This window comes from Micromonospora sp. CNZ285 (assembly GCF_004637285.1).
This window is the reverse complement of record NZ_SPQD01000001.1, coordinates 2,117,200-2,135,217: the sequence shown is the minus strand read 5'-3', so window position 1 is coordinate 2,135,217 and position 18,018 is coordinate 2,117,200. Positions and strand designations below refer to the sequence as shown.

At 74.5% G+C, this 18,018-nt stretch carries 20 protein-coding genes; 7 read left to right on the top strand and 13 right to left on the bottom strand.

The window, feature by feature from the left end:
* Position 1: 1 nt before the first annotated feature.
* The 6 genes from CLT75_RS09890 to CLT75_RS09865 all read right to left on the bottom strand — a co-directional run bounded on the left by CLT75_RS09890 (position 2) and on the right by CLT75_RS09865 (position 5,928).
* Positions 2-1,285, bottom strand: coding sequence for a sulfite oxidase (locus CLT75_RS09890; protein ID WP_135240525.1), 1,284 nt, complete (start codon positions 1,283-1,285; stop codon positions 2-4).
* An 82-nt stretch (positions 1,286-1,367) separates the two neighbouring features.
* On the bottom strand, positions 1,368-2,006 hold the full coding sequence (locus tag CLT75_RS09885) for a hypothetical protein (RefSeq protein ID WP_135240524.1): 639 nt from the start codon (positions 2,004-2,006) through the stop codon (positions 1,368-1,370).
* Positions 2,003-3,409, bottom strand: coding sequence for a selenium-binding protein SBP56-related protein (locus tag CLT75_RS09880; protein WP_135240523.1), 1,407 nt, complete (start codon positions 3,407-3,409; stop codon positions 2,003-2,005). The genes CLT75_RS09885 and CLT75_RS09880 overlap by 4 nt, the downstream gene beginning before the upstream one ends.
* 16 nt (positions 3,410-3,425) lie before the next feature.
* Positions 3,426-4,151 (bottom strand): ABC transporter ATP-binding protein, encoded by a 726-nt coding sequence (locus CLT75_RS09875; RefSeq protein ID WP_135240522.1) that lies wholly within the window; start codon positions 4,149-4,151, stop codon positions 3,426-3,428.
* The gene (locus CLT75_RS09870) at positions 4,124-4,960 is read right to left on the bottom strand and encodes an ABC transporter permease (RefSeq protein WP_135240521.1); all 837 of its coding nucleotides are present in this window, start codon (positions 4,958-4,960) and stop codon (positions 4,124-4,126) included. Before CLT75_RS09870 ends, CLT75_RS09875 begins: the two co-directional genes overlap by 28 nt.
* Complete coding sequence (locus CLT75_RS09865; RefSeq protein ID WP_135240520.1) at positions 4,957-5,928, bottom strand: sulfonate ABC transporter substrate-binding protein; 972 nt, start codon at positions 5,926-5,928, stop codon at positions 4,957-4,959. The genes CLT75_RS09870 and CLT75_RS09865 overlap by 4 nt, the downstream gene beginning before the upstream one ends.
* Before the next feature lie 143 nt (positions 5,929-6,071).
* Between CLT75_RS09865 and CLT75_RS09860 the strand changes: the two genes are divergently transcribed.
* Positions 6,072-7,238, top strand: coding sequence for an LLM class flavin-dependent oxidoreductase (locus tag CLT75_RS09860; protein WP_135240519.1), 1,167 nt, complete (start codon positions 6,072-6,074; stop codon positions 7,236-7,238).
* A 21-nt stretch (positions 7,239-7,259) separates the two neighbouring features.
* Here CLT75_RS09860 and CLT75_RS09855 read toward each other — a convergent pair whose 3' ends face one another.
* From CLT75_RS09855 to CLT75_RS09825, 7 genes are all read right to left on the bottom strand, one after another.
* Positions 7,260-7,769 (bottom strand): NUDIX domain-containing protein, encoded by a 510-nt coding sequence (locus tag CLT75_RS09855; protein ID WP_135240518.1) that lies wholly within the window; start codon positions 7,767-7,769, stop codon positions 7,260-7,262.
* A gap of 34 nt (positions 7,770-7,803) precedes the next feature.
* Positions 7,804-8,370, bottom strand: coding sequence for a riboflavin biosynthesis intermediates N-glycosidase (gene ybiA / locus CLT75_RS09850; RefSeq protein WP_486485112.1), 567 nt, complete (start codon positions 8,368-8,370; stop codon positions 7,804-7,806).
* A gap of 217 nt (positions 8,371-8,587) precedes the next feature.
* The gene (locus CLT75_RS09845) at positions 8,588-9,229 is read right to left on the bottom strand and encodes an SRPBCC family protein (RefSeq protein WP_135240516.1); all 642 of its coding nucleotides are present in this window, start codon (positions 9,227-9,229) and stop codon (positions 8,588-8,590) included.
* A complete protein-coding gene (locus tag CLT75_RS09840) occupies positions 9,226-9,591 on the bottom strand; it encodes a metalloregulator ArsR/SmtB family transcription factor (protein WP_135240515.1) in 366 nt (121 codons plus the stop codon). Before CLT75_RS09840 ends, CLT75_RS09845 begins: the two co-directional genes overlap by 4 nt.
* Positions 9,592-9,683: 92 nt before the next feature.
* Positions 9,684-10,358, bottom strand: a complete 675-nt coding sequence (locus CLT75_RS09835; RefSeq protein ID WP_135240514.1) for a peptidoglycan recognition protein family protein — start codon at positions 10,356-10,358, stop codon at positions 9,684-9,686.
* Positions 10,359-10,446: 88 nt separating this feature from the next.
* The gene (locus CLT75_RS09830; RefSeq protein WP_135240513.1) at positions 10,447-11,193 is read right to left on the bottom strand and encodes a lysozyme; all 747 of its coding nucleotides are present in this window, start codon (positions 11,191-11,193) and stop codon (positions 10,447-10,449) included.
* A 126-nt stretch (positions 11,194-11,319) separates the two neighbouring features.
* On the bottom strand, positions 11,320-12,645 hold the full coding sequence (locus CLT75_RS09825) for an NAD(P)/FAD-dependent oxidoreductase (protein ID WP_135240512.1): 1,326 nt from the start codon (positions 12,643-12,645) through the stop codon (positions 11,320-11,322).
* Between the two features lie 123 nt (positions 12,646-12,768).
* On the opposite strand from CLT75_RS09825, the gene CLT75_RS09820 reads away from it, so the two are divergent.
* The 6 genes from CLT75_RS09820 (at position 12,769) to CLT75_RS09795 (ending at position 18,014) form a co-directional block, all read left to right on the top strand.
* Positions 12,769-13,119 carry a YciI family protein gene (locus CLT75_RS09820; protein WP_135240511.1) on the top strand — a complete coding sequence of 117 codons (351 nt, stop codon included), beginning with the start codon at positions 12,769-12,771 and terminating at the stop codon, positions 13,117-13,119.
* On the top strand, positions 13,116-14,321 hold the full coding sequence (locus CLT75_RS09815) for an RNA polymerase sigma factor (protein WP_135240510.1): 1,206 nt from the start codon (positions 13,116-13,118) through the stop codon (positions 14,319-14,321). Before CLT75_RS09820 ends, CLT75_RS09815 begins: the two co-directional genes overlap by 4 nt.
* Positions 14,322-14,460: 139 nt before the next feature.
* Complete coding sequence (locus tag CLT75_RS09810) at positions 14,461-15,267, top strand: ABC transporter ATP-binding protein (RefSeq protein ID WP_135240509.1); 807 nt, start codon at positions 14,461-14,463, stop codon at positions 15,265-15,267.
* Positions 15,264-15,980: an ABC transporter ATP-binding protein gene (locus tag CLT75_RS09805; RefSeq protein WP_135240508.1), complete on the top strand. Its 717-nt coding sequence runs from the start codon at positions 15,264-15,266 to the stop codon at positions 15,978-15,980. Before CLT75_RS09810 ends, CLT75_RS09805 begins: the two co-directional genes overlap by 4 nt.
* A gap of 13 nt (positions 15,981-15,993) precedes the next feature.
* Complete coding sequence (locus tag CLT75_RS09800; RefSeq protein WP_135240507.1) at positions 15,994-16,872, top strand: branched-chain amino acid ABC transporter permease; 879 nt, start codon at positions 15,994-15,996, stop codon at positions 16,870-16,872.
* Positions 16,869-18,014 (top strand): branched-chain amino acid ABC transporter permease, encoded by a 1,146-nt coding sequence (locus tag CLT75_RS09795; protein ID WP_135240506.1) that lies wholly within the window; start codon positions 16,869-16,871, stop codon positions 18,012-18,014. Before CLT75_RS09800 ends, CLT75_RS09795 begins: the two co-directional genes overlap by 4 nt.
* Positions 18,015-18,018: the final 4 nt, after the last annotated feature.

Here is an 18,018-nt window from a genome sequence, read left to right as displayed (position 1 = left end):
GTCAGCAGGCGGTGACCGGGTGGGCCACCACGGCGTCGAACAGGTACGCGAGGTCGTTCGGCGCGGCCCGGTCGGGCTGGACGGCGCCGGTGCAGTCGGTGGCGCGGGCGCGCAGCACGTGCCGGCCCGCTGTCGGCGGGCACCAGCGGACGGTCCAGCGCTGCCAGGCTCCGCCCCGGTCGGCGGCGACCAGGTCGGCGGGGCGCCACCCGTCGCCGGTGTCCACCTCGACGTGCGCGATCGGGCCGTTGCCGGACCAGGAACGGCCGGTCAGCAGCATCTCCTCGCCGGCCGGCACCCGGGCGTCCCAGGGCAGCTCGAACGCGCTGCGGACGGGCTGGGCGGTGAGTACGGTGCCGTCGGCGGGGTGGCCGGGGCCGAACATCCGGTAGAACTGCGTGTTCCACGGCGAGAACAGAGGACTGGTGGAGACCTCGATCGCGCCCACCCACTTGATCGAGGAGATGCCGACCCAGCCGGGCACCACGACCCGTACCGGGAAGCCGTGGTCGGGGGGCAGGGGCTCGCCGTTCATCTCGTACGCCAGCAGCACGTCGTCGAGCGCCTTCGCGACCGGCATCGGACGGCGTACCCGGCCGAGGTTGACCCCGCCGGAGACGTAGTCCGGGTCGAGGCCCTCGGGCATCACGTCGACCGCCTCGTCACGCAGCCCGGCCAGGCGCAGCACCGTGCCGAGCCGCACGCCCCGCCACCGGGCCACGCCGACGCTGCCCAGCCCCCACGCCACGCCCGGGGCGGGCTCGTCCTGCTGCTCGGCGAAGTAGCGCCGCCCGTTGCCGGCGCACTCCAGGAGCGCCGCGTGCTCCTCGGCGGGGAGCCGGCGCAGCTCGTCGAGGTCGAACTCGACCGGGTTGTCCCGGGTCGGCGTGCCGCGCAGGCCGTCGCCGAACAGGCGCAGCCGCCAGGTGGCCGCGTCCAGGTGCGGGGTGACGGTGTGGTTGCGGACGAAGAAGCGGTCGATCGGGACCACGTACCCCTGGCCGGCCATCGACGGCCAGCGCATCTCGGCGTTGGTGTCCAGCGGGCGCAGCAGGTCCGCCGGCAGCGGCTTGACGATCGGCGCGCCGGGGTCGACGCCGACCGGCGCGGACGCCACCGCGACCGGCTCGCGTTCCGCGGCGGCGGCGGTCACCGCGGCCATGGCCGCGCCCACCTCAAGCAGCCGGTCGCGGTCGACGCCCGGCCCGTGCGCCTGCCCGGCGAGCCACTGCCGGCTCCGGTCGGCGTCGTGGACGGCTTCGGCGGGGGACGGGGACTGACTCACGGCTGACCTCCGGGGTAGGCGACGCTGCCTTTCCTATTCAATCAGTAGGACTTTTCATCGATCCGTCGCAGGTGGTGGCGACTCACGCCGCAGCGATCAGCGTCACCACCCCGGCCGCCACGAGCACACCGGCCCACAGCCGGTCGACGTTGAACCAGGCCCGGCGGAGCACACCGACGCCGAGCACCTCGTACACCAGCAGGGCCACGACCAGCGCGACGGCGAGCATGGCGACGGTGTGCACGGCGGCGACGAGCAGGCCGGTCAGCGCGCCGGCCGGCGCGGCGGCGAGGTGCCCGGCGTGCGGGCCGGCGCCGGCCGCCGGTTCGGCGAGCAGCACCGGCAGCAGCATCAGGCCCGCGCCGTGCGCCGCCGACATCAGGAACGACCAGGAGGTGAGCTGCGCCGCCGACAGCCGCATCCCGGCCCACCGGAAGTGCCGCTCGGACAGCAGCCGCCACAGCCCGAACCCGACCAGCAGCACCCCGCCGGTCACCGCGACCAGCGTGCTCGCCGTCACCGACCGGGTCGCGCTGACCAGCGCGGCGACCACCGCCACCGACGCCAGGTGACCGGCCGCGATCGGCGGCAGCGCCGCCAGCAGCGCCGCCCGGCGGCGCTCCTGCAGGCCCCGGGCCACCGCGAACAGCCACCCCATCGCCGGGTTCAGGCCGTGGAACGCGCCGAGGCCGGCCAGCGCCGCCCAGGTCGCGCCGGTCACGGGAAGCAGTACGAGTCGGACGAGGCGTCGCCGCCCTGCAACCGGGTCTGGTGCACGCGCAGGCCGCGGAACTCCTCGCCGCGCGGGAAGAACCGCGGGTCCGGCACGAGGCCGCCGTGCTCCGGGTCGACGTCGAGCTTCGCCACCCAGGCGCCCACCCCGTCGGGGTAGAACTGGTCGTCCCAGGCGCCGTAGAGCGAGTTGCTGACGTAGACGCGGCGGCCGTCGCGGCTGATCTCGACCATCTGCGGCCCGCCGGCCAGCGGCTCGTCCGGGTACGCCGGGTGCGGGGTGCGGTTGACGATGCCGCCCAGGCGTACCGAGCCGACGCGTACCGGGTGGAACGGGTCGCTGACGTCGTAGCGGATCAGTTCGCCGGTGCCCCAGCAGGACACGTGCAGGAACCTGTCGTCGACGGACAGGTCGATGTCGGTGACCAGCGGCGGCACCGCCCCGAACGGCTTGAGCAGGTCCGGCAGGTCGGCCGGGTCGGCCGGCTCGGCCGGGATGTCGATCACCTTGGTGACCGCCCAGGCGTCGCCGTCGCGGTGCCACAGCCAGATCGACGCGGACAGGTCCTCGACGCTGATCACCACGCCGACGAAGCCGTACGACTTCGTCGGGTCGTGCGCGGGACGCAGCTCCAGCGGCATCTGGTACTGGTCGCCGAGGTCGACGCGCTGCACGTGCCGGCGCTTCGCCAGGTCCCAGAAGTGGATCGCGTGCCCGTACCGGCGGCCCAGCAGCAGCTCACCGACGATGCCGTCCTCGATCATCGACGGCGTGCCCCACTCGCTGGTGACCAGCACGTCCTGCGTGTAGTGCCACCAGAAGTCGTACGCCAGGAACTGCGGCCCCCGGTCGGCCTCCCACGCGCCGCGTACCTCGAACGTGGTGTGGTCGAGTACGGCGATGCCGCCGGGCCCCTCCTGCCCGTCGGCGCCGCCGAGCGCGGAGACGTAGATGCCGTCCGGCCCGCAGTGCACGGTGTGCGGGCGGGAGTACCCGGCGCGCCTGCCGAGTTCCTCCGGCCCGATCACCTTGACCAGCTCGGGGCGGCGCGGGTCGGGCTTGGTGTCGAGCACGTGGATCCGGGACGAGCGCAGGCCCGGCACGATCAGGTAGCGGCGTTCCACGTGCGGGTGCGGCGCGGTCGGGCAGAGCGCGCTGCTGCACGCGTTCCAGCCGAAGTGGTGCAGCTCGTCGCCGGTGTCCGGCAGCTCGGTCCAGCCCACCACCCGGCCGTACGAGCCGGAGTCCGGGTCGGTGTCGAGTACCGCGATGGCGTCGGGGCGCTGCCCGGCGCGGTCGAACGCGGCCACGTACGCGAGTTTCTCGGCCGGCGCGGCGGCGGCGAGCGCGGGGGAGGGGTAGAAGGTCGGGTCGGGTGTCCAGCGGGTCATAGGTTCTCCCTCGCGGTCAGCCGGCGGGTACGCCGAGGCGGTCGAGCAGGTGGCGGCGCAGCGCGCCGAGGGCCGGGTCGTCGGGGCTCGGGGACGGGCCGAGGCGTACCGGCACCTCCTCGGCGATCACGCCGTCGTCGAGGAGCAGGACGCGGTCGGCCAGCAGCAGCGCCTCCTCCACGTCGTGGGTGACGAGCAGCGCGGCGAAGCCGTGCTGGGCGCGCAGCCGCCGCAGCAGCCCCTGCATGCGCAGCCGGGTCAGCGCGTCGAGTGCGCCGAACGGCTCGTCCAGCAGCAGCAGGTCCGGTTCGCGGACCAGCGCGCGGGCCACCGCGACCCGCTGCGCCTGCCCGCCGGACAGCTCGGCCGGCCAGGCCCGGCCCCGGTCGGCGAGCCCCACCTCGGCCAGCGCGCGGCCGACCCGCCCGCCCACGTCCGGCCCGGTCAGGCCGAGCGCCACGTTGTCGGCCACCCGCTTCCACGGCAGCAGCCGGTGTTCCTGGAACACCACGGCGGCGGTGCCGTGCACCGCGTGCTCGCCGCCCGCGTCGCCGTCGAGCCCGGCCAGCACGCGCAGCAGCGTGCTCTTGCCGGAGCCGCTGCCGCCGAGCAGCGCCACCGTCTCCCCGGCGGCGATGGTCAGGTCCACCCCGGCCAGCACCACGGCCAGGCCGAAGGACCGGGTCACCGCCCGTGCGGTGAGCACCGGCCCGGTCAGGTCGCGCGCAGTCCGCGTCGCCACGCCAGCGTCCTCCTCTCCGCGTACCGGATGAGCAGGTCGGAGGCGAGCCCCAGCAGCGCGTAGATGAGCAGGCCGAGCACCACCACGTCGGTCTGGCTGAACTCGCGCGCCTCCATCATCAGGAACCCGACGCCGGTCTGCGCGTTCACCTGCTCACCGACGACCAGGCTCAGCCAGGCCGCGCCGATGGCCAGCCGCAGCCCGAGGAACAGCGCCGGCAGCGCGCCGGGCAGCACCACGTGCCGCAGCCGGGCCGCCGCGCCGAGGCCGCAGGTGCGCGCCGCCTCCACCAGCCGCTCGTCGATGTCGCGGATGCCGGCGTACGTGTTGAAGTAGATCGGGAAGAACGCGCCGAGCGCGACCAGCGTGACCTTCAGCGACTCGCCGATGCCCACCCAGATGATCAGCAGCGGGACCAGGCCCAGGTGCGGCAGCATCCGGGCCATCTGCACCGGCGGGTCGACCAGGTCGTCGCCGAGGCGCAGCAGCCCCGCCGCCGCGCCGAGCACCAGCGCCAGGCCGCCGCCGATGAGCAGGCCGAGCGCGGCGCGGGTGAGCGAGTCGAGCAGGTGCACGCCGAGCGTGCCGTCGCCCGCCAGCCGCCACCCGGTGGCCAGCACCGCGCTGGGCGCGGGCAGCTTCTCGGGGGCGAGCAGCCCGGTCCTCGCGGCGACCTCCCAGCCGAGCACCAGCACGACCGGGCTCACCGCGCGCCGCCACCGCCGCGAGACGCGGGCCCGCGACCGCCGCGGCGTCGCCCGATCGGGTACGACAGCAGCGGTCGCCTCGGCCAGCGCCGGACCACTCACTGGAACGCCTCGTTGAACCGGCCGTCCACCCGCCCGGCGATGTCGACCGGTCCGGGCACCAGCTTCAGCTCCACGAAGCTGTCCGCGATGGCCTGCAACTCGGCGCCGATCTCCGGGGTGACCGGGGCGAGCGGCTTGGCGCTTCGGGCCAGCGCCCGGGTGGTCACGTCGAGCGGGATCTTCAGCTCCGGGGCGAGGACGGCGGCCCGCTCGGCCGGGTGGGCGATGCCCCAGTCGGTGGTCTGCCGGTACGTGTCCAGGAACGCCCGTACGTCAGCGGTGCGGTTCTTCACCGCGTCCGGCGCGGCCAGCACGTACTCGCGGTTGCCGGCCAGGCCGGTGGCGTCGGCGAGTACCCGCACGCCGGGCTGCTCGGCCAGCGCGAAGTAGGGGTCCCAGATGATCCACGCGTCGACCTGCCCGTTGTCGAACGCGGGCCGACCCTCGGCGGGCTTGAGGTACTTCACCTTGATGTCGGCGAGCGTCATCTTGTTCGCCTCCAGCAGCTTGACCAGCAGCCAGTGCACGTTGGAGCCCTTGTTCAGGGCGACCGTCCTGCCGCGCAGGTCGGCGAAGCCCCGGTACGGGCTGTCCGCCTTGACCAGCACCGCCTCGCCCTGCGGGATCGGCGCCGACGTGCCGACCACGGAGAACGGGATCTTCCCGGCGGCGGCGAACACCGGCGGCGCCTCGCCGACCTGGCCGATGTCGATCGAGCCGGCCTTGAGCGCCTCGGTCAGCGCCGGTCCGCTCTCGAACAGCGACCAGGTGACGTTCTTCGCGTCGCCGCGCGCCTTGACCAGGCTGAGCCCGCCGAAGCGCTGGTAGCCGATCCGCAGCGGGCCGTCGCCGCCACCGCTGGCGTCGGCCGCCTCGCCGCCGCAGGCCGTCAGCGCCGTCGCGGCGAGCAGCGCGAGGGTGGTGAGCAGCGCGGCCAGCGGCCGGCGGCGGGATCTGGGGGTACGCATGGCGACTCCTCGGGGAGGGATGGGCCCGGCCGTCGGCGGGCGACAGCAACCTACCAACCCGATAGGTTTTATGGGTAGTGTGTCGGCGTGGTCGTCCCACCACTCAGGAGGCGACCCGTCCGATCCCGCACCGGAGGTACACCATGTCGCTCACCTTCCACTGGTTCCTGCCGACCTACGGCGACAGCCGGGACATCGTGGGCGGCGGACACGGCGTACCGGTCGGCACCGCCGGTGGCGCGCGGCCCGCGAGCGTCGCGTACCTGGGGCAGATCGCCCGCACCGCCGAGCAGCTCGGCTTCGCCGGGGCGCTCACCCCCACCGGCGCCTGGTGCGAGGACGCCTGGCTGACCACCGCCATGCTCACCGAGGTCACCGAGCGGCTGAAGTTCCTCGTCGCGTTCCGGCCCGGCCTGCTCTCACCCACCCTCGCCGCGCAGATGGCGTCCACGTTCCAGCGCCTGTCCGGCGGGCGGCTCCTGCTCAACGTGGTCACCGGCGGCGAGTCCGCCGAGCAGCGCGCGTACGGCGACTTCCTGGACAAGGACGCCCGCTACGCGCGTACCGACGAGTTCCTGCACGTGGTGCGGGCGCTGTGGCGCGGCGAGACGGTCGACCACGACGGCGCCCACGTGCGGGTCGAGGGCGCCCGGCTCGGCCGGGTGCCCGACCCGGTGCCGCCGGTCTACTTCGGCGGGTCCTCCGGCGCGGCCGGGCCGGTGGCGGTCCGGCACAGCGACGTGTACCTGACCTGGGGCGAGCCGCCCGCGCAGGTGGCCGGCAAGCTGGACTGGATCCGCGGGCTCGCCGCCGAGGCCGGTCGCGAACTGCGGTACGGCATCCGGCTGCACGTGATCAGCCGGGACACCGCCGAGGAGGCGTGGGCCCAGGCGCGCAAGCTGCTCGACGGCATCCCCGAGGCCGACGTCCGCGCGGTGCAGGAGGGCCTGCGCCGCAGCGAGTCCGAGGGGCAGCGGCGGATGCTCGACCTGCACGGCGGCTCCCGCGACGGGCTGGAGGTCTCGCCCAACCTGTGGGCCGGATTCGGGCTGGTACGCGGCGGCGCGGGCACCGCGCTGGTCGGCAGCCACACCGAGGTCGCCGACCGGATCGCCGAGTACCACGCGCTCGGCCTGGACGAGTTCATCCTCTCCGGCCACCCGCACCTGGAGGAGGCGTACTGGTTCGGCGAGGGCGTGCTGCCGATCCTGCGGCGGCGCGGGTTGTGGCGGCACCCGGCCGGCGAGCCGGAGACCGAGGCGCCGGCCGCCGTGCCGTTCTCACCTCAGCCGGTCCCGGCCCGCGTCTGACCGCGCCGCGCCCGCTTCCGGTCAGATCGGGCGTTGCTCGGCGAGGAAGTCGGCCAGCACCCGGGTGTGCGTGGAGAAGGCCAGCTCGACCGGATCGGTGAGCACCAGCCACTCGGTGGCCTCCTCGGTCGGCGCCGACGGCGGCAGGTCACCGACCGGCCGCTCGGGCAGGACCCCGAAGACCATCATGGTGCCGCCGGCCGGGGCGCCGTGCACCGCGAACAGCCGCGCCTCACCGGCCTCGGCCCGCAGCCCGGTCTCCTCGCGCAGCTCACGCACGAGCGCCTCGGACCACTCCTCGCCGTACTCGATGAAGCCGCCCGGCAGCGCGAGCTGTCCCCGGGCCGGTTCGATGTCGCGGCGTACCACCACCACGCCGAGCCCTTCCGGTGTGCGGACCGGCAGCACCGCCACCGCCACCGGCAGCGGATTACGCCACACCGTCTCGCCGCAGGAGGAACAGACACGCGGCCACCCGGCGTCCGCCGGGTAGGCCGCGCCGCAGAACGAGCAGTGCGAGTACGCGGTCACGCCGCAGCACGTTACCCGCACCCATGGCCCGAGGTCAGGCGTCACCCCCTCGGCCGGCGAGCGTGGCGCGGGCCTCCATCAGGGCAAACCCGAGCAGGTTGTCGCCCCGCCAGGTCGCCGGGTCGGCCGCGCGCGGGTCGTCCGCGGTCAGGCCGATGCCCCAGATCCGGTCGGTCGGGCTGGCCTCGACGAGCACCCGGTCGCCGGTGCCGAGCAGGAACCGCCGCAGCGGCTCGTGCTGGGCGAACTTGGCGACGCTGCCGGCCACCACGATCTCGTAGCGGCGGGCCGTCCAGGCCGCCTCGTCGAAGTCGCGGACCTGCCGGCCGAGCGCCTTGGCCCGGTGCGGATGCCCGGCGGTCAGTACCCGCTCGGCGATCGCGTGGTCACCGAAGAGGCTGGCCTTGTGCCACATCATCCAGTGCTCCGCGGTGGCGAACTCCCGGCCGTCCACTGTGAACGCCGCCGGCCACCACTGGCTCAGGCAGCTCGCGCCGACGCTGCCGTCAGGCCTCGGCCGGTGCCCCCAGAAGTGCAGGTACGTGACCGTCTGCCCGGCGTCGAGCGCGGCGGTCAGGTCGGCGACGGTACGGATCGACATGCCCCGCAGTCTGCCCCACCCCACCGACATCCCACCGCCACATTTCGCCCCGGTGATGGCGCACCGACCTGACCGTCCACCCCGGACATCTCCGCCCGTCCCCGCCCTCCCCGTTGATCTTGCGCTTTGGTGCCCCGCATAACGCGCCTACCGGACATTCTGCGGGCTCAAAGCGCAAGATCGACGGGGAGAGAGGGCGGGGCGGGATGGGAGGGGGTTAGGGGGTGGGGGCGCCTGTGTAGAACGCGGTTACTCGGGTGCCTGCCGTGTGTGCCTGCTCGGTGGGGGTGCCGGCCTCGATGCTTGCGGTTGTCCAGCTTCTGCTGGACTCGGTGACGAAGCGCAGGCCCTCGGGCGAGGCCATCCAGTCTGCTGCGGCGGCCGGGTCGACGCCCGTACCGTCGGCGGCGAAGTGGGAGGCCAGGCCGACCAGCGCCAGGTCCCAGCCGATGCCGACCGCGCCCGGACCGTACTCGGCCCACCGCTGGTCGTCGACGTGCGCGACGTGCTCCAGCTCGAAACGGGTGCGGCCGGGGCCGGCCTCGTGCAGCCGTACCTCGATCCAGCTCACCTCGCCGCCGAACTCCCAGGTGGCGGCGAAGCCGTGCGGCGGGTCGCAGCGTTCGACGGTGCCGCCCGCGTTGCCCTCCAACTGGTACCGGCCGCCGAGGCTCAGGTCACCGGAGACCGGCAGGAACCAGCGGGGTATCCGTTCCGGGTTCGTGCAGGCGTCGAAGACGTCCGCGACGGGCGCGTCGTACGTCTGGGCGATGGTGAGCACCCGCGCGTGCCCGGCGGGGAGCGTGCGGTCGCCGATGCGGCGCTCGACGGCGCTGATCTGTCCGGTCACGTCGATCATGGTTCGGTCCTCTCGTCGTCTGTGGTGTCCTCGCGCAGCCGTCGTTCGCGGCGGCTCCGGGCCAGTTCGGTGGCGAGCGCCGCCAGCGGCGGCGTCCAGAAGCGGCGGAACCCGTCCAGCCACGCGTCGATCTCGCGCAGCGGGCCGGGATCCACGGCGTAGAGGCGGCGGGTGCCCTCGGCGCGCACTGTCGTGAAGCCGTGCTCGCGCAGCACCTTGAGGTGCTGGGAGACGGCGGGCTGGCTGATGCCGAACTCCCGCCGCACGGTCTCGCCGAGCGCGCCGGCGGGCTGCTCGCCGTCGGCGAGCAGCTCCAGGATCCGGCGCCGGACCGGGTCGCCGAGGACGTCGAAGGCGTGCACGATCCCTTTGTATCACGCACGGCTTATATAAGCGAGGACTGACGCGTCGCGGGGCGCCCGTCGCACCCGGGCGCCCCGCGTACCCCCGTGGGTCAGCCGCCGAGACGGGCGGCGACGGTACGGCGCAGCTCCGGCAGGCGGTCGTGCAGCAGGCCCGGGCACTGCGTGTCGTTGAAGTCCTTGTGCCCGTAGATCTCCGTGGGCGCGATGCCGTACTGCTGGCAGGTGAACGCGCAGAACGTGACGAGGCTGTTCCAGAGCGCCTGCGGCGGCTGCACGTCCAGGTAGATGCCGTCGTTCTCGATGCCGATGGCCTGGCTGTTCTGCCCGACGCAGTGCGCGCCCTGCACCATGGTCTGGCCGTGCAGCAGCGCGTAGAGGCTGCCGTGCCGGCCCTCGGTCAGGTAGCCGCCCCGGCTGTTCGTGAAGTGCTGCCCGGAGTCGAGCCAGCCGTTGCCGTCCATGTGCAGGTTCTGGATGTCGCGGGAGTTGCGGTACGCCTGGGCGAGGCTGTAGTCGGTGGTGTTCGGGAACGCCGTGTGGTGCACGATGATCTTGTTCGGCCGGCTGGTCACCACGCTCACCGGCGACGAGGGCGGGCGGGCGCCCCAGGTCGCGCAGTTGGCGATGGCCGGCTGGTCGACCCGGGTGGCGGCGGCCCGCGCGTCGGGGCCGGAGCCGATCTGGGTCAGCGCGCCGACGCCGGCGGCGGCGCCGAGCAGGACCGCGCCGCGCAGCACGGTCCGCCGGGGTACGGGAACGGACATCGCAACCTCCTCGCGGAAGGGGAGCGCCGGATCGGCCGGTACGCCGGGCGTGGCGGGACCGGCACCGCCCGCCACGCCCGGGCCGGTCTCAGCAGGGTCCGTTGCAGGCCAGGACGCGCAGCCGGTCGAGCGAGCCGTTCCAGACGTTCTGGTCACCGGGGAAGACCCCGGAGGAGGACCACTGCCAGAACGAGTACGTGCCCCAGCCCGCGGGCAGCGTGCCGACGCTGCTGGAGTAGCGGGCGATCCACAGCGGGTTGTTGGCGGCGAACTGCGAGGTGTTGCCGGTGCAGGTGCTCCACCAGTCGGTGGTGGTGTAGATGGTGGCCCACCGGCCGGTGCGGGCGTAGTACTGGTTGACGAACGAGGCGATCCAGCTGCGCATCGACGCCTGGCTCAGCCCGTAACAGGTCGCGCCGTACGGGTTGTACTCGATGTCCAGCGCCCCGGGCAGCGTCCGCCCGTCCTTGGACCAGCCGCCGCCGTGGTCGACGAAGTAGTTGGCCTGGGTGGCGCCGCTCGTGGTGTCCGGGCGGGCGAAGTGGTACGAGCCGCGGATCATCCCGACGTTGTACGAGCCGTTGTACTGCTGGGCGAAGTACGGGTTGGTGTAGTACGTGCCCTCGGTCGCCTTGACGTACGCGAACCGGGCGCCGTTCGCCCACGCCCCGGACCAGTTCACGTTGCCCTGGTAGCTGGAGACGTCCATGCCGGGCAGTCCGGCCGGGGCGGCGCCGGCGGGGGCCGCCCCGGACAGGGCCGCGGCGGCGACGGTGACGGTGGCGAGCAGTGCGGCTCCGGCCGCGCGCAGCGCCGATCGGATCGAACTGTGCATCGGTCCTCCCTGGGGGTTGCCGCGCTCCGGCGGCGGGAGTATGACGAAAGGAACTGTCGTCATTAGGGCACAGGGCGGAGAAACTTTTCAATAGATTGCATCGAAGAATCTCACTGAATCGGGTGCTCAGCCGAGCTGGGCGAGCGCCTCGGCGGCGGCGCGCTCGCCGGCGGTCACCGCGCCCTCCAGATAGCCGCTCCACCGGGTCGCGGTCTCGGTGCCGGCCCAGTGCACCCGGCCCACTGACGTCCGCAGTTCCGGGCCGTACGCGCACCACGCGCCGGGTGGCAGGACGCCACAGAAGCAGCCGCGCGTCCACTCGTCGGCCGACCAGTCGTACTCGACGACATCGTCGGGGCGCGCGGCGGCCGGGCCGAAGATCGCGGCGAGCGCGTCGCACAGCGCGTCCCGGCGCGCGTCGTCAGGCAGCCGGCGCAGCGCCCGGGCCTGCGCCCCGTAGCTGAACGCGGTGAGCACCCCGCCCGGCGCGTCCGGCAGCGAGTTGTCCACCGTCTCGGTGAGCGGCCCGGTGTCGGTGCTGGACACGCCGGAGCGACCGTCGGCCCGCCAGAACGGCTCCGGGTAGAGCGCGTGCACCTTGAGCGCCACACCCATCGGCATCCGCTGGGTCAGCCCGTCGCGCAGCGGCGGCAGCGGCGGGTCGTACCGGATGCGCCCGGCCAGCGTCGGCGCCAGCGCGACCACCACCGCGTCGCCGCGGTACGTCTCGCCGCCGGAGCGCACCCGCACACCGTCGCCGTCCTGCGCGACGCCGTCCACCGGGGCGCGCAGGCACAGGCTCCCCGGTGGCAGCGCGGCGGCCATCCGCTCGGCCAGCGCGGCCGGACCGCCGACCAGTCGGTCCTGCTGCGCGCCACCGGCCATGCGCAGCAGTGACCCGGTGCCGCCGCCGCTGCGCAGGTAGAACAGCATGTGCAGCAGCGAGACCTCGTCCGGCGAGGCGGCCAGCAGCCCACCGGCGAGCATCCGGCCCGCGTACCCGGCGGTGACCGGGTCGGCAGCGCTCGCGTCGAGCCAGCCGCCGAACGTGATCCGGTCCCACCGTGCCGCCTCGGCGGCCCGCCACGGCGCGGCCGGGTCGAGTGCGCCCGCCATCTCGTCGAGCGTGCCCAGCAGCGCGGACAGCCCGGGCGGCTCGCCGGTGGCCGGGCGTCCGCCGAGCAGCAGCGTCGCCGCGCCGTGCGCGGGGGAGGAGAACGTGGTCAGGCCGTACGCGGCGACGAGCGCGTACATCCGGTCCTGGGTCGGGCCGATCCACTGCGCGCCGAGATCCAGCCAGCCGCCGCCGGGCAGCGGGCGGCTGAGCGTCCGGCCGCCCACCCGGTCCCGCGCCTCCAGCACCCGCACCTCGGCGCCGGCCGCGTCCAGCGCGAGCGCGCAGGCCAGACCGGAGAACCCGGCGCCCACGACGACGACCCGGTGACGGCGCACGCGACGGCGTACCCCGCTCCCGGCCGGATTCACCCGGCCCGGCGTGTCGAAACGGGCGCCCACCGTTCGTGTGGAGGGTGAAGGGACGGCGCGGGGCCGTCCGGCGTTGACGAGGAGAAGCCGATGAAGCAGTACCTGATCAGCATGTACCAGCCGGCCGGCCAGGGCCGCCCGGACCCGGAGTTCCTGGACGGGGTGATGCGGGAGGTCGAGGCCGTCGGCCGCGACCTGCGGGAGGCGGGGTGCTGGGTGTTCGGCAACGGCCTGCACGACCCGCAGACCGCCACTGTGCTGCGCCCGGCCGGCGACGAGGTGCTGGTCACCGACGGGCCGTTCGCCGAGGGCAAGGAGTACCTGGGCGGCGTCACCATCATCCGGGCGCCCGACCTGGACGCCGCGCTGGACTGGGGCCGCCGCTACGCCCTCGCGACCACGCTGCCGATCGAGGTCCGCCCGTTCCAGGGCGAGGGATGACCGACGTCGAACGGGTCTTCCGGGCCGAGTACGGCCGCGCGGTAGCCGTCCTGGTCCGCCTCCTCGGCGACATCGACCTCGCCGAGGAGGCGGTCCAGGAGGCGTTCACGGTCGCCGTGTCGCGCTGGGCCGCCGACGGGCCACCGCCCAGCCCGGCCGGCTGGATCATCACCACCGCCCGGAACCGGGCGATCGACAGGTTGCGGCGCGAGGCGACCCGGGCGGCGCGGCACGCCGAGGCCGCCCTGCTGCACGCCGCCGACCCGCCCGCCGAGGAGGGGCCCGTGCCCGATGACCGCCTGCGCCTGATCTTCACCTGCTGCCACCCGGCGCTCGCCGCTCCCGCCCGGGTGGCGCTGACGCTGCGCCTGCTCGGCGGCCTGAGCACCGCCGAGATCGCGCGGGCCTTCCTGGTGCCGGAACCGACGATGGCCCAGCGCCTGGTCCGGGCCAAGGCGAAGATCCGCGACGCCGGCATCCCGTACCGGGTGCCGCGCGACGCGGACCTGCCGGACCGGCTGCGCGGGGTGCTCGCCGTGGTGTACCTGATCTTCAACGAGGGGCACACGGCGAGCGCGGGGGAGCGGCTGGGCCGCGCCGAGCTGGGCGCCGAGGCGATCCGGCTGGGCCGGCTGCTGGTGACGCTGATGCCGGACGAGCCGGAGGCGCTCGGCCTGCTCGCGCTGATGCTGCTCACCGAGGCGCGCCGCGCCGCCCGGACCGGCCCGGACGGGGTGCCGGTGTCGCTGTCCGAGCAGGACCGCGGCAGGTGGGACCGGGAACTGATCGCCGAGGGACAGGACCTGGTCCGCCGGTGCCTGCGCCGGGACCGGCCCGGCCCGTACCAGATCCAGGCCGCGATCGGCGCGGTGCACGCGGACGCGCCCACCGCCGCCGCCACCGACTGGACCCAGATCCTCGCGCTCTACGACCAGCTCGCCGCCGTCGCGCCCGGGCCGGTGGTGGCGCTGAACCGGGCGGTCGCGCTCGCCGAGGTACGCGGGCCGGCGGCGGGACTGGCCGCTGTGGAGCGTCTGGACCTGGCCGGCTACCACGTGTGGCACGCGATCCGGGCCGACCTGCTGCGCCGCCTGGACCGCCCGGTGCAGGCCCGGGCGGCGTACGACGCGGCGATCGCCGGCACCGGCAACGCGGCCGAGCGGACGTTTCTGCGCCGTGCCCGCGACCGCATGCCGGGATGATCGCACCGACCGTGCACGTAGGAGGCCGACAACCCCGGGAAACGAGCGGTGATCGTCGGGGCATTGACGCGGCGGCAGAGAAAAGTACACTCCCGGTGTAATTAGTTTTCTCCGCTCCGTCGACCGGCACGAGGTGACTATGAGCCCACCGGCCACAGCCGCCGACGGCCTGGCGCTGCACCACGTCGGCGTACGCTTCGGCGGCCTGGTCGCCCTCGACGACGTATCGCTGCGGGTGCCGCCCGGCCGGGTCGTCGGCGTGATCGGGCCCAACGGCGCCGGCAAGACCACCCTGTTCAACGTGGTCTGCGGCTTCGTCCGGCCGACCGAGGGGTCGCTCACCCTGGACGGCCGGCCGTTCCGGCCCCGCCCGCACGCCCTCACCGGGCTCGGTATCGCCCGCACACTCCAGGGGGTCGGGCTGTTCGCCGGGCTGACCGTGCTGGAGAACGTGGTCGCCGGGGCGAGCCACACCGCCCGCGCCGGCTTCGCCGCCGCGCTGTTCGGCCTGCCCCGCAGCGACAACGACGAGCGGCGGCTGCGCGCCCGGGCCATGGGCCTGCTCGCCGAGCTGGGCATCGAGCAGTACGCCGACGCGGCGCCGGCCACCCTGCCGTACCCGGTACGCAAGCGGGTCGCGCTGGCCCGCGCGCTGATCGCCCGCCCCCGGCTGCTGCTGCTCGACGAACCGGCCGGCGGCCTCGGCGCCGACGACGTGGCCGAGCTGGCCGACCTGGTCCGCGCGCTGCCCGACCGGGAGGACGGCTGCGCCGTGCTGCTCGTCGAGCACCACATGGACCTGGTCATGTCCGTCTGCCACGAACTGGTGGTGCTCGACTTCGGCAAGGTGATCGCGGCCGGCCCGCCGGAGCGCATCCGCGACGACCCCCGGGTCACCGAGGCGTACCTGGGCGCCGACGTGCCGGCCGAGGGGAGCACGCGGTGACCGCCGTGCTGGAGGTGGAGGCGCTCAGCTGCGGCTACGGGCCGGTGCCGGTGCTGCGGGACGTCGCGTTCACCGTCCCGGCCGGCACGGTCACCGCCGTGCTGGGCGCCAACGGCGCGGGCAAGACCACGCTGCTGCGTACCCTCTCGGGTCTGCTCCGTCCCACCGGCGGCCGGGTCCGGTACGCGGGCGAGGACCTGCGCGGCGTCCGGGTGGAACACCTGGTCCGGCGCGGCCTCGCGCACGTGCCGGAGGGGCGCGGCGTGGTGACCGAGCTGACGGTGGCGGAGAACCTGCGCCTGGGCGGGCTGTGGCGGCGCGACCGGGCGGACGCCCGGCGCGCGCTCGACGAGGTGTACGAGCTGTTCCCCGCCCTGGCCCGCCGCCGTGACCACGCCGGACACCAGCTCTCCGGCGGGGAACGGCAGATGCTCGCGATCGGCCGGGCACTGATCGCCCGGCCGCGGCTGCTGCTGCTCGACGAGCCGTCGCTCGGGCTGGCGCCGAAGGTCACCGCGCAGATCATGGCGCTGCTGCGGCGGCTGCGCGACGAACGCGGGCTCACCGTGCTGCTCGTCGAGCAGAACGTGCGCTCCGCGCTGTCCGTCGCCGACCAGGGCATCGTCATGTCGCTCGGGCGGGTGGTGACTGCCGCGCCGGCCGCCCGGCTGCGCGACGACGACCAGCTCCGGCACGCGTACCTCGGATTCTAGGAAGGGGTGGCGGATGCAGCGGTTCTGGTTCCTCACCTTCGACGGGCTCGCCGCCGGGGCGGTCTACGCGGCGTTCGCGCTCGCGCTCGTGCTCATCTGGCGGGCCGCCCGGGTGGTCAACTTCGCCCAGGGCGCGATGGCCGTGGCCACCGCCTACGTCGGGTACGCGGTCGTCTCCGCCACCGGCTCGTACTGGCTGGGCCTGGCCGCCGCGATCCTGTCCGGGCTGGCCCTGGGCGCGCTGGTGGAGCGGCTTCTGATGCGGTTCGCCGGCCCGGGCGGCCCGCTCAACCAGGTGATCGTCGCGCTCGGCCTGGTGCTGGTCATCCAGGCGGTGCTCGGCATGGTCTTCGGCAACGACTACCGGCCCGCGCCGGCGCCGTTCGACACCGACGCGCTCACCATCGGCGGGGTCGCCGCGCTGTCCCCGTACGACCTGTGGGTGCTCGGCGCGGCGTTGACAGTGGTGGCGTTGCTCGCGTTGCTGTTCACCCGTACCCCGGTCGGGTTGCGGATGCGGGCCGCCGCGTTCGCCCCCGAGGTGTCCCGGCTGCTCGGCGTCAGCGTCGGCCGGATGCTCACGCTCGGCTGGGCGCTCGCGGCCGGGGTGGGCGCGCTGGCCGGGATGCTCGTCGTCCCCACCGGACTCGGCCTGCACTCGCACGCCATGGACCTGGTCTTCGTGGTCGCGTTCACCGCCGCCGTGGTCGGCGGCCTGGACAGCCCGGTCGGCGCGGTGGTCGGCGGCCTGCTGGTCGGGCTGATCCTGTCCTACGTCACCGGCTACCTCGGACCGGACACCACTCCGCTGGCCGTCCTGGTGCTGCTGCTGGCCGTCCTGCTGGTCCGCCCCGGCGGGCTCTTCTCCGCGGCGAGAGCGAGGCACGTGTGACGAGCACCCCCACCAAGATCGCGTCCCCGGCACCGTCCCCGCTGCGGCGGCTGCTCCCCGGCGCACCGGCCGGACGCGAGGCGCGCGGTTCCACGCTGCTGCGTCACCTGGCGCTGGCCGTGTTCGCCGGCACGCTCGTCGTGCTGGTCACCAACCAGCTCGCGCCGTACCAGAACCTGCAGGTGGCGCGCGTCTGTGCATTCCTCTGCGTCACCGCCGGGCACACGGTGCTGGTCGGGCTCAACGGCCAACTCTCGCTCGGGCACGGCGCGCTGATGGCCACCGGCGCCTACACGGTGGCGCTGACCCAGCGGGCCCTGGACGAGTGGGCCGTGTCCGGCTGGTGGACGCTGCCCGCGTCGCTGCTGGCGGCCGTCGTGCTGACCGCGCTGGGCGGGCTGGTGGTCGGGCTGGCCGCGGCCCGGCTGCGCGGCCCCTACCTGGCCGGCGTCACGCTGGCGGTGGCGACGCTCGTCCCGGCGGTCACCACGATCTTCACCGGCGTGTTCAACGGCGAACAGGGTCTGCCGTTTCCGGCGCAGACGCCACCGGCGGCGCTCGGCGCCTACTTCCAGCCGGAACGCTGGCTGGCCTGGATCGCGCTGGCCGCCGCGCTGCTCACCATGCTGCTGCTGGCAAACCTGGTGCGCAGCCGCTTCGGCCGGTCCCTGCGGGCGGTACGCGACGACGAGGTCGCGGCCCGGCTCGCCGGCATCCCGGTGGCCCGCACGCAGGTGCTCGCGTTCGTGGTCAGTGCCGCCTGCGCCGGCCTGGGTGGCGGCGTGTACGCCATGATCACCGCCACCGTCGCGCCCGGCAAGTTCCCGCTGGACCTGTCGCTGTTCCTGCTCATGGCCATCGTGATCGGCGGGCTGGGCACCCTGGCCGGCGCGGTCTGGGGCGCGGTGCTGCTGGTCGCGCTCCAGGATCTGCCCGGCCTGCTCACCGAGCACCTCAGCCTCTCCGCCGGGCTGGCCCAGCGGCTGGAGGGCAACCTCGCGCTGGCCGTGTTCGGCCTGGTCCTCATCGTCGTCATGCTCGCCGCGCCGGGCGGCATCGCCGGCGGCGTCCGCGCCGTGCGCGCCCGGCTGCGCGCCGCGCTGCGCCGCCGCCGGGTCCCCCACCGGTCGCCGGACCGCTGACCTC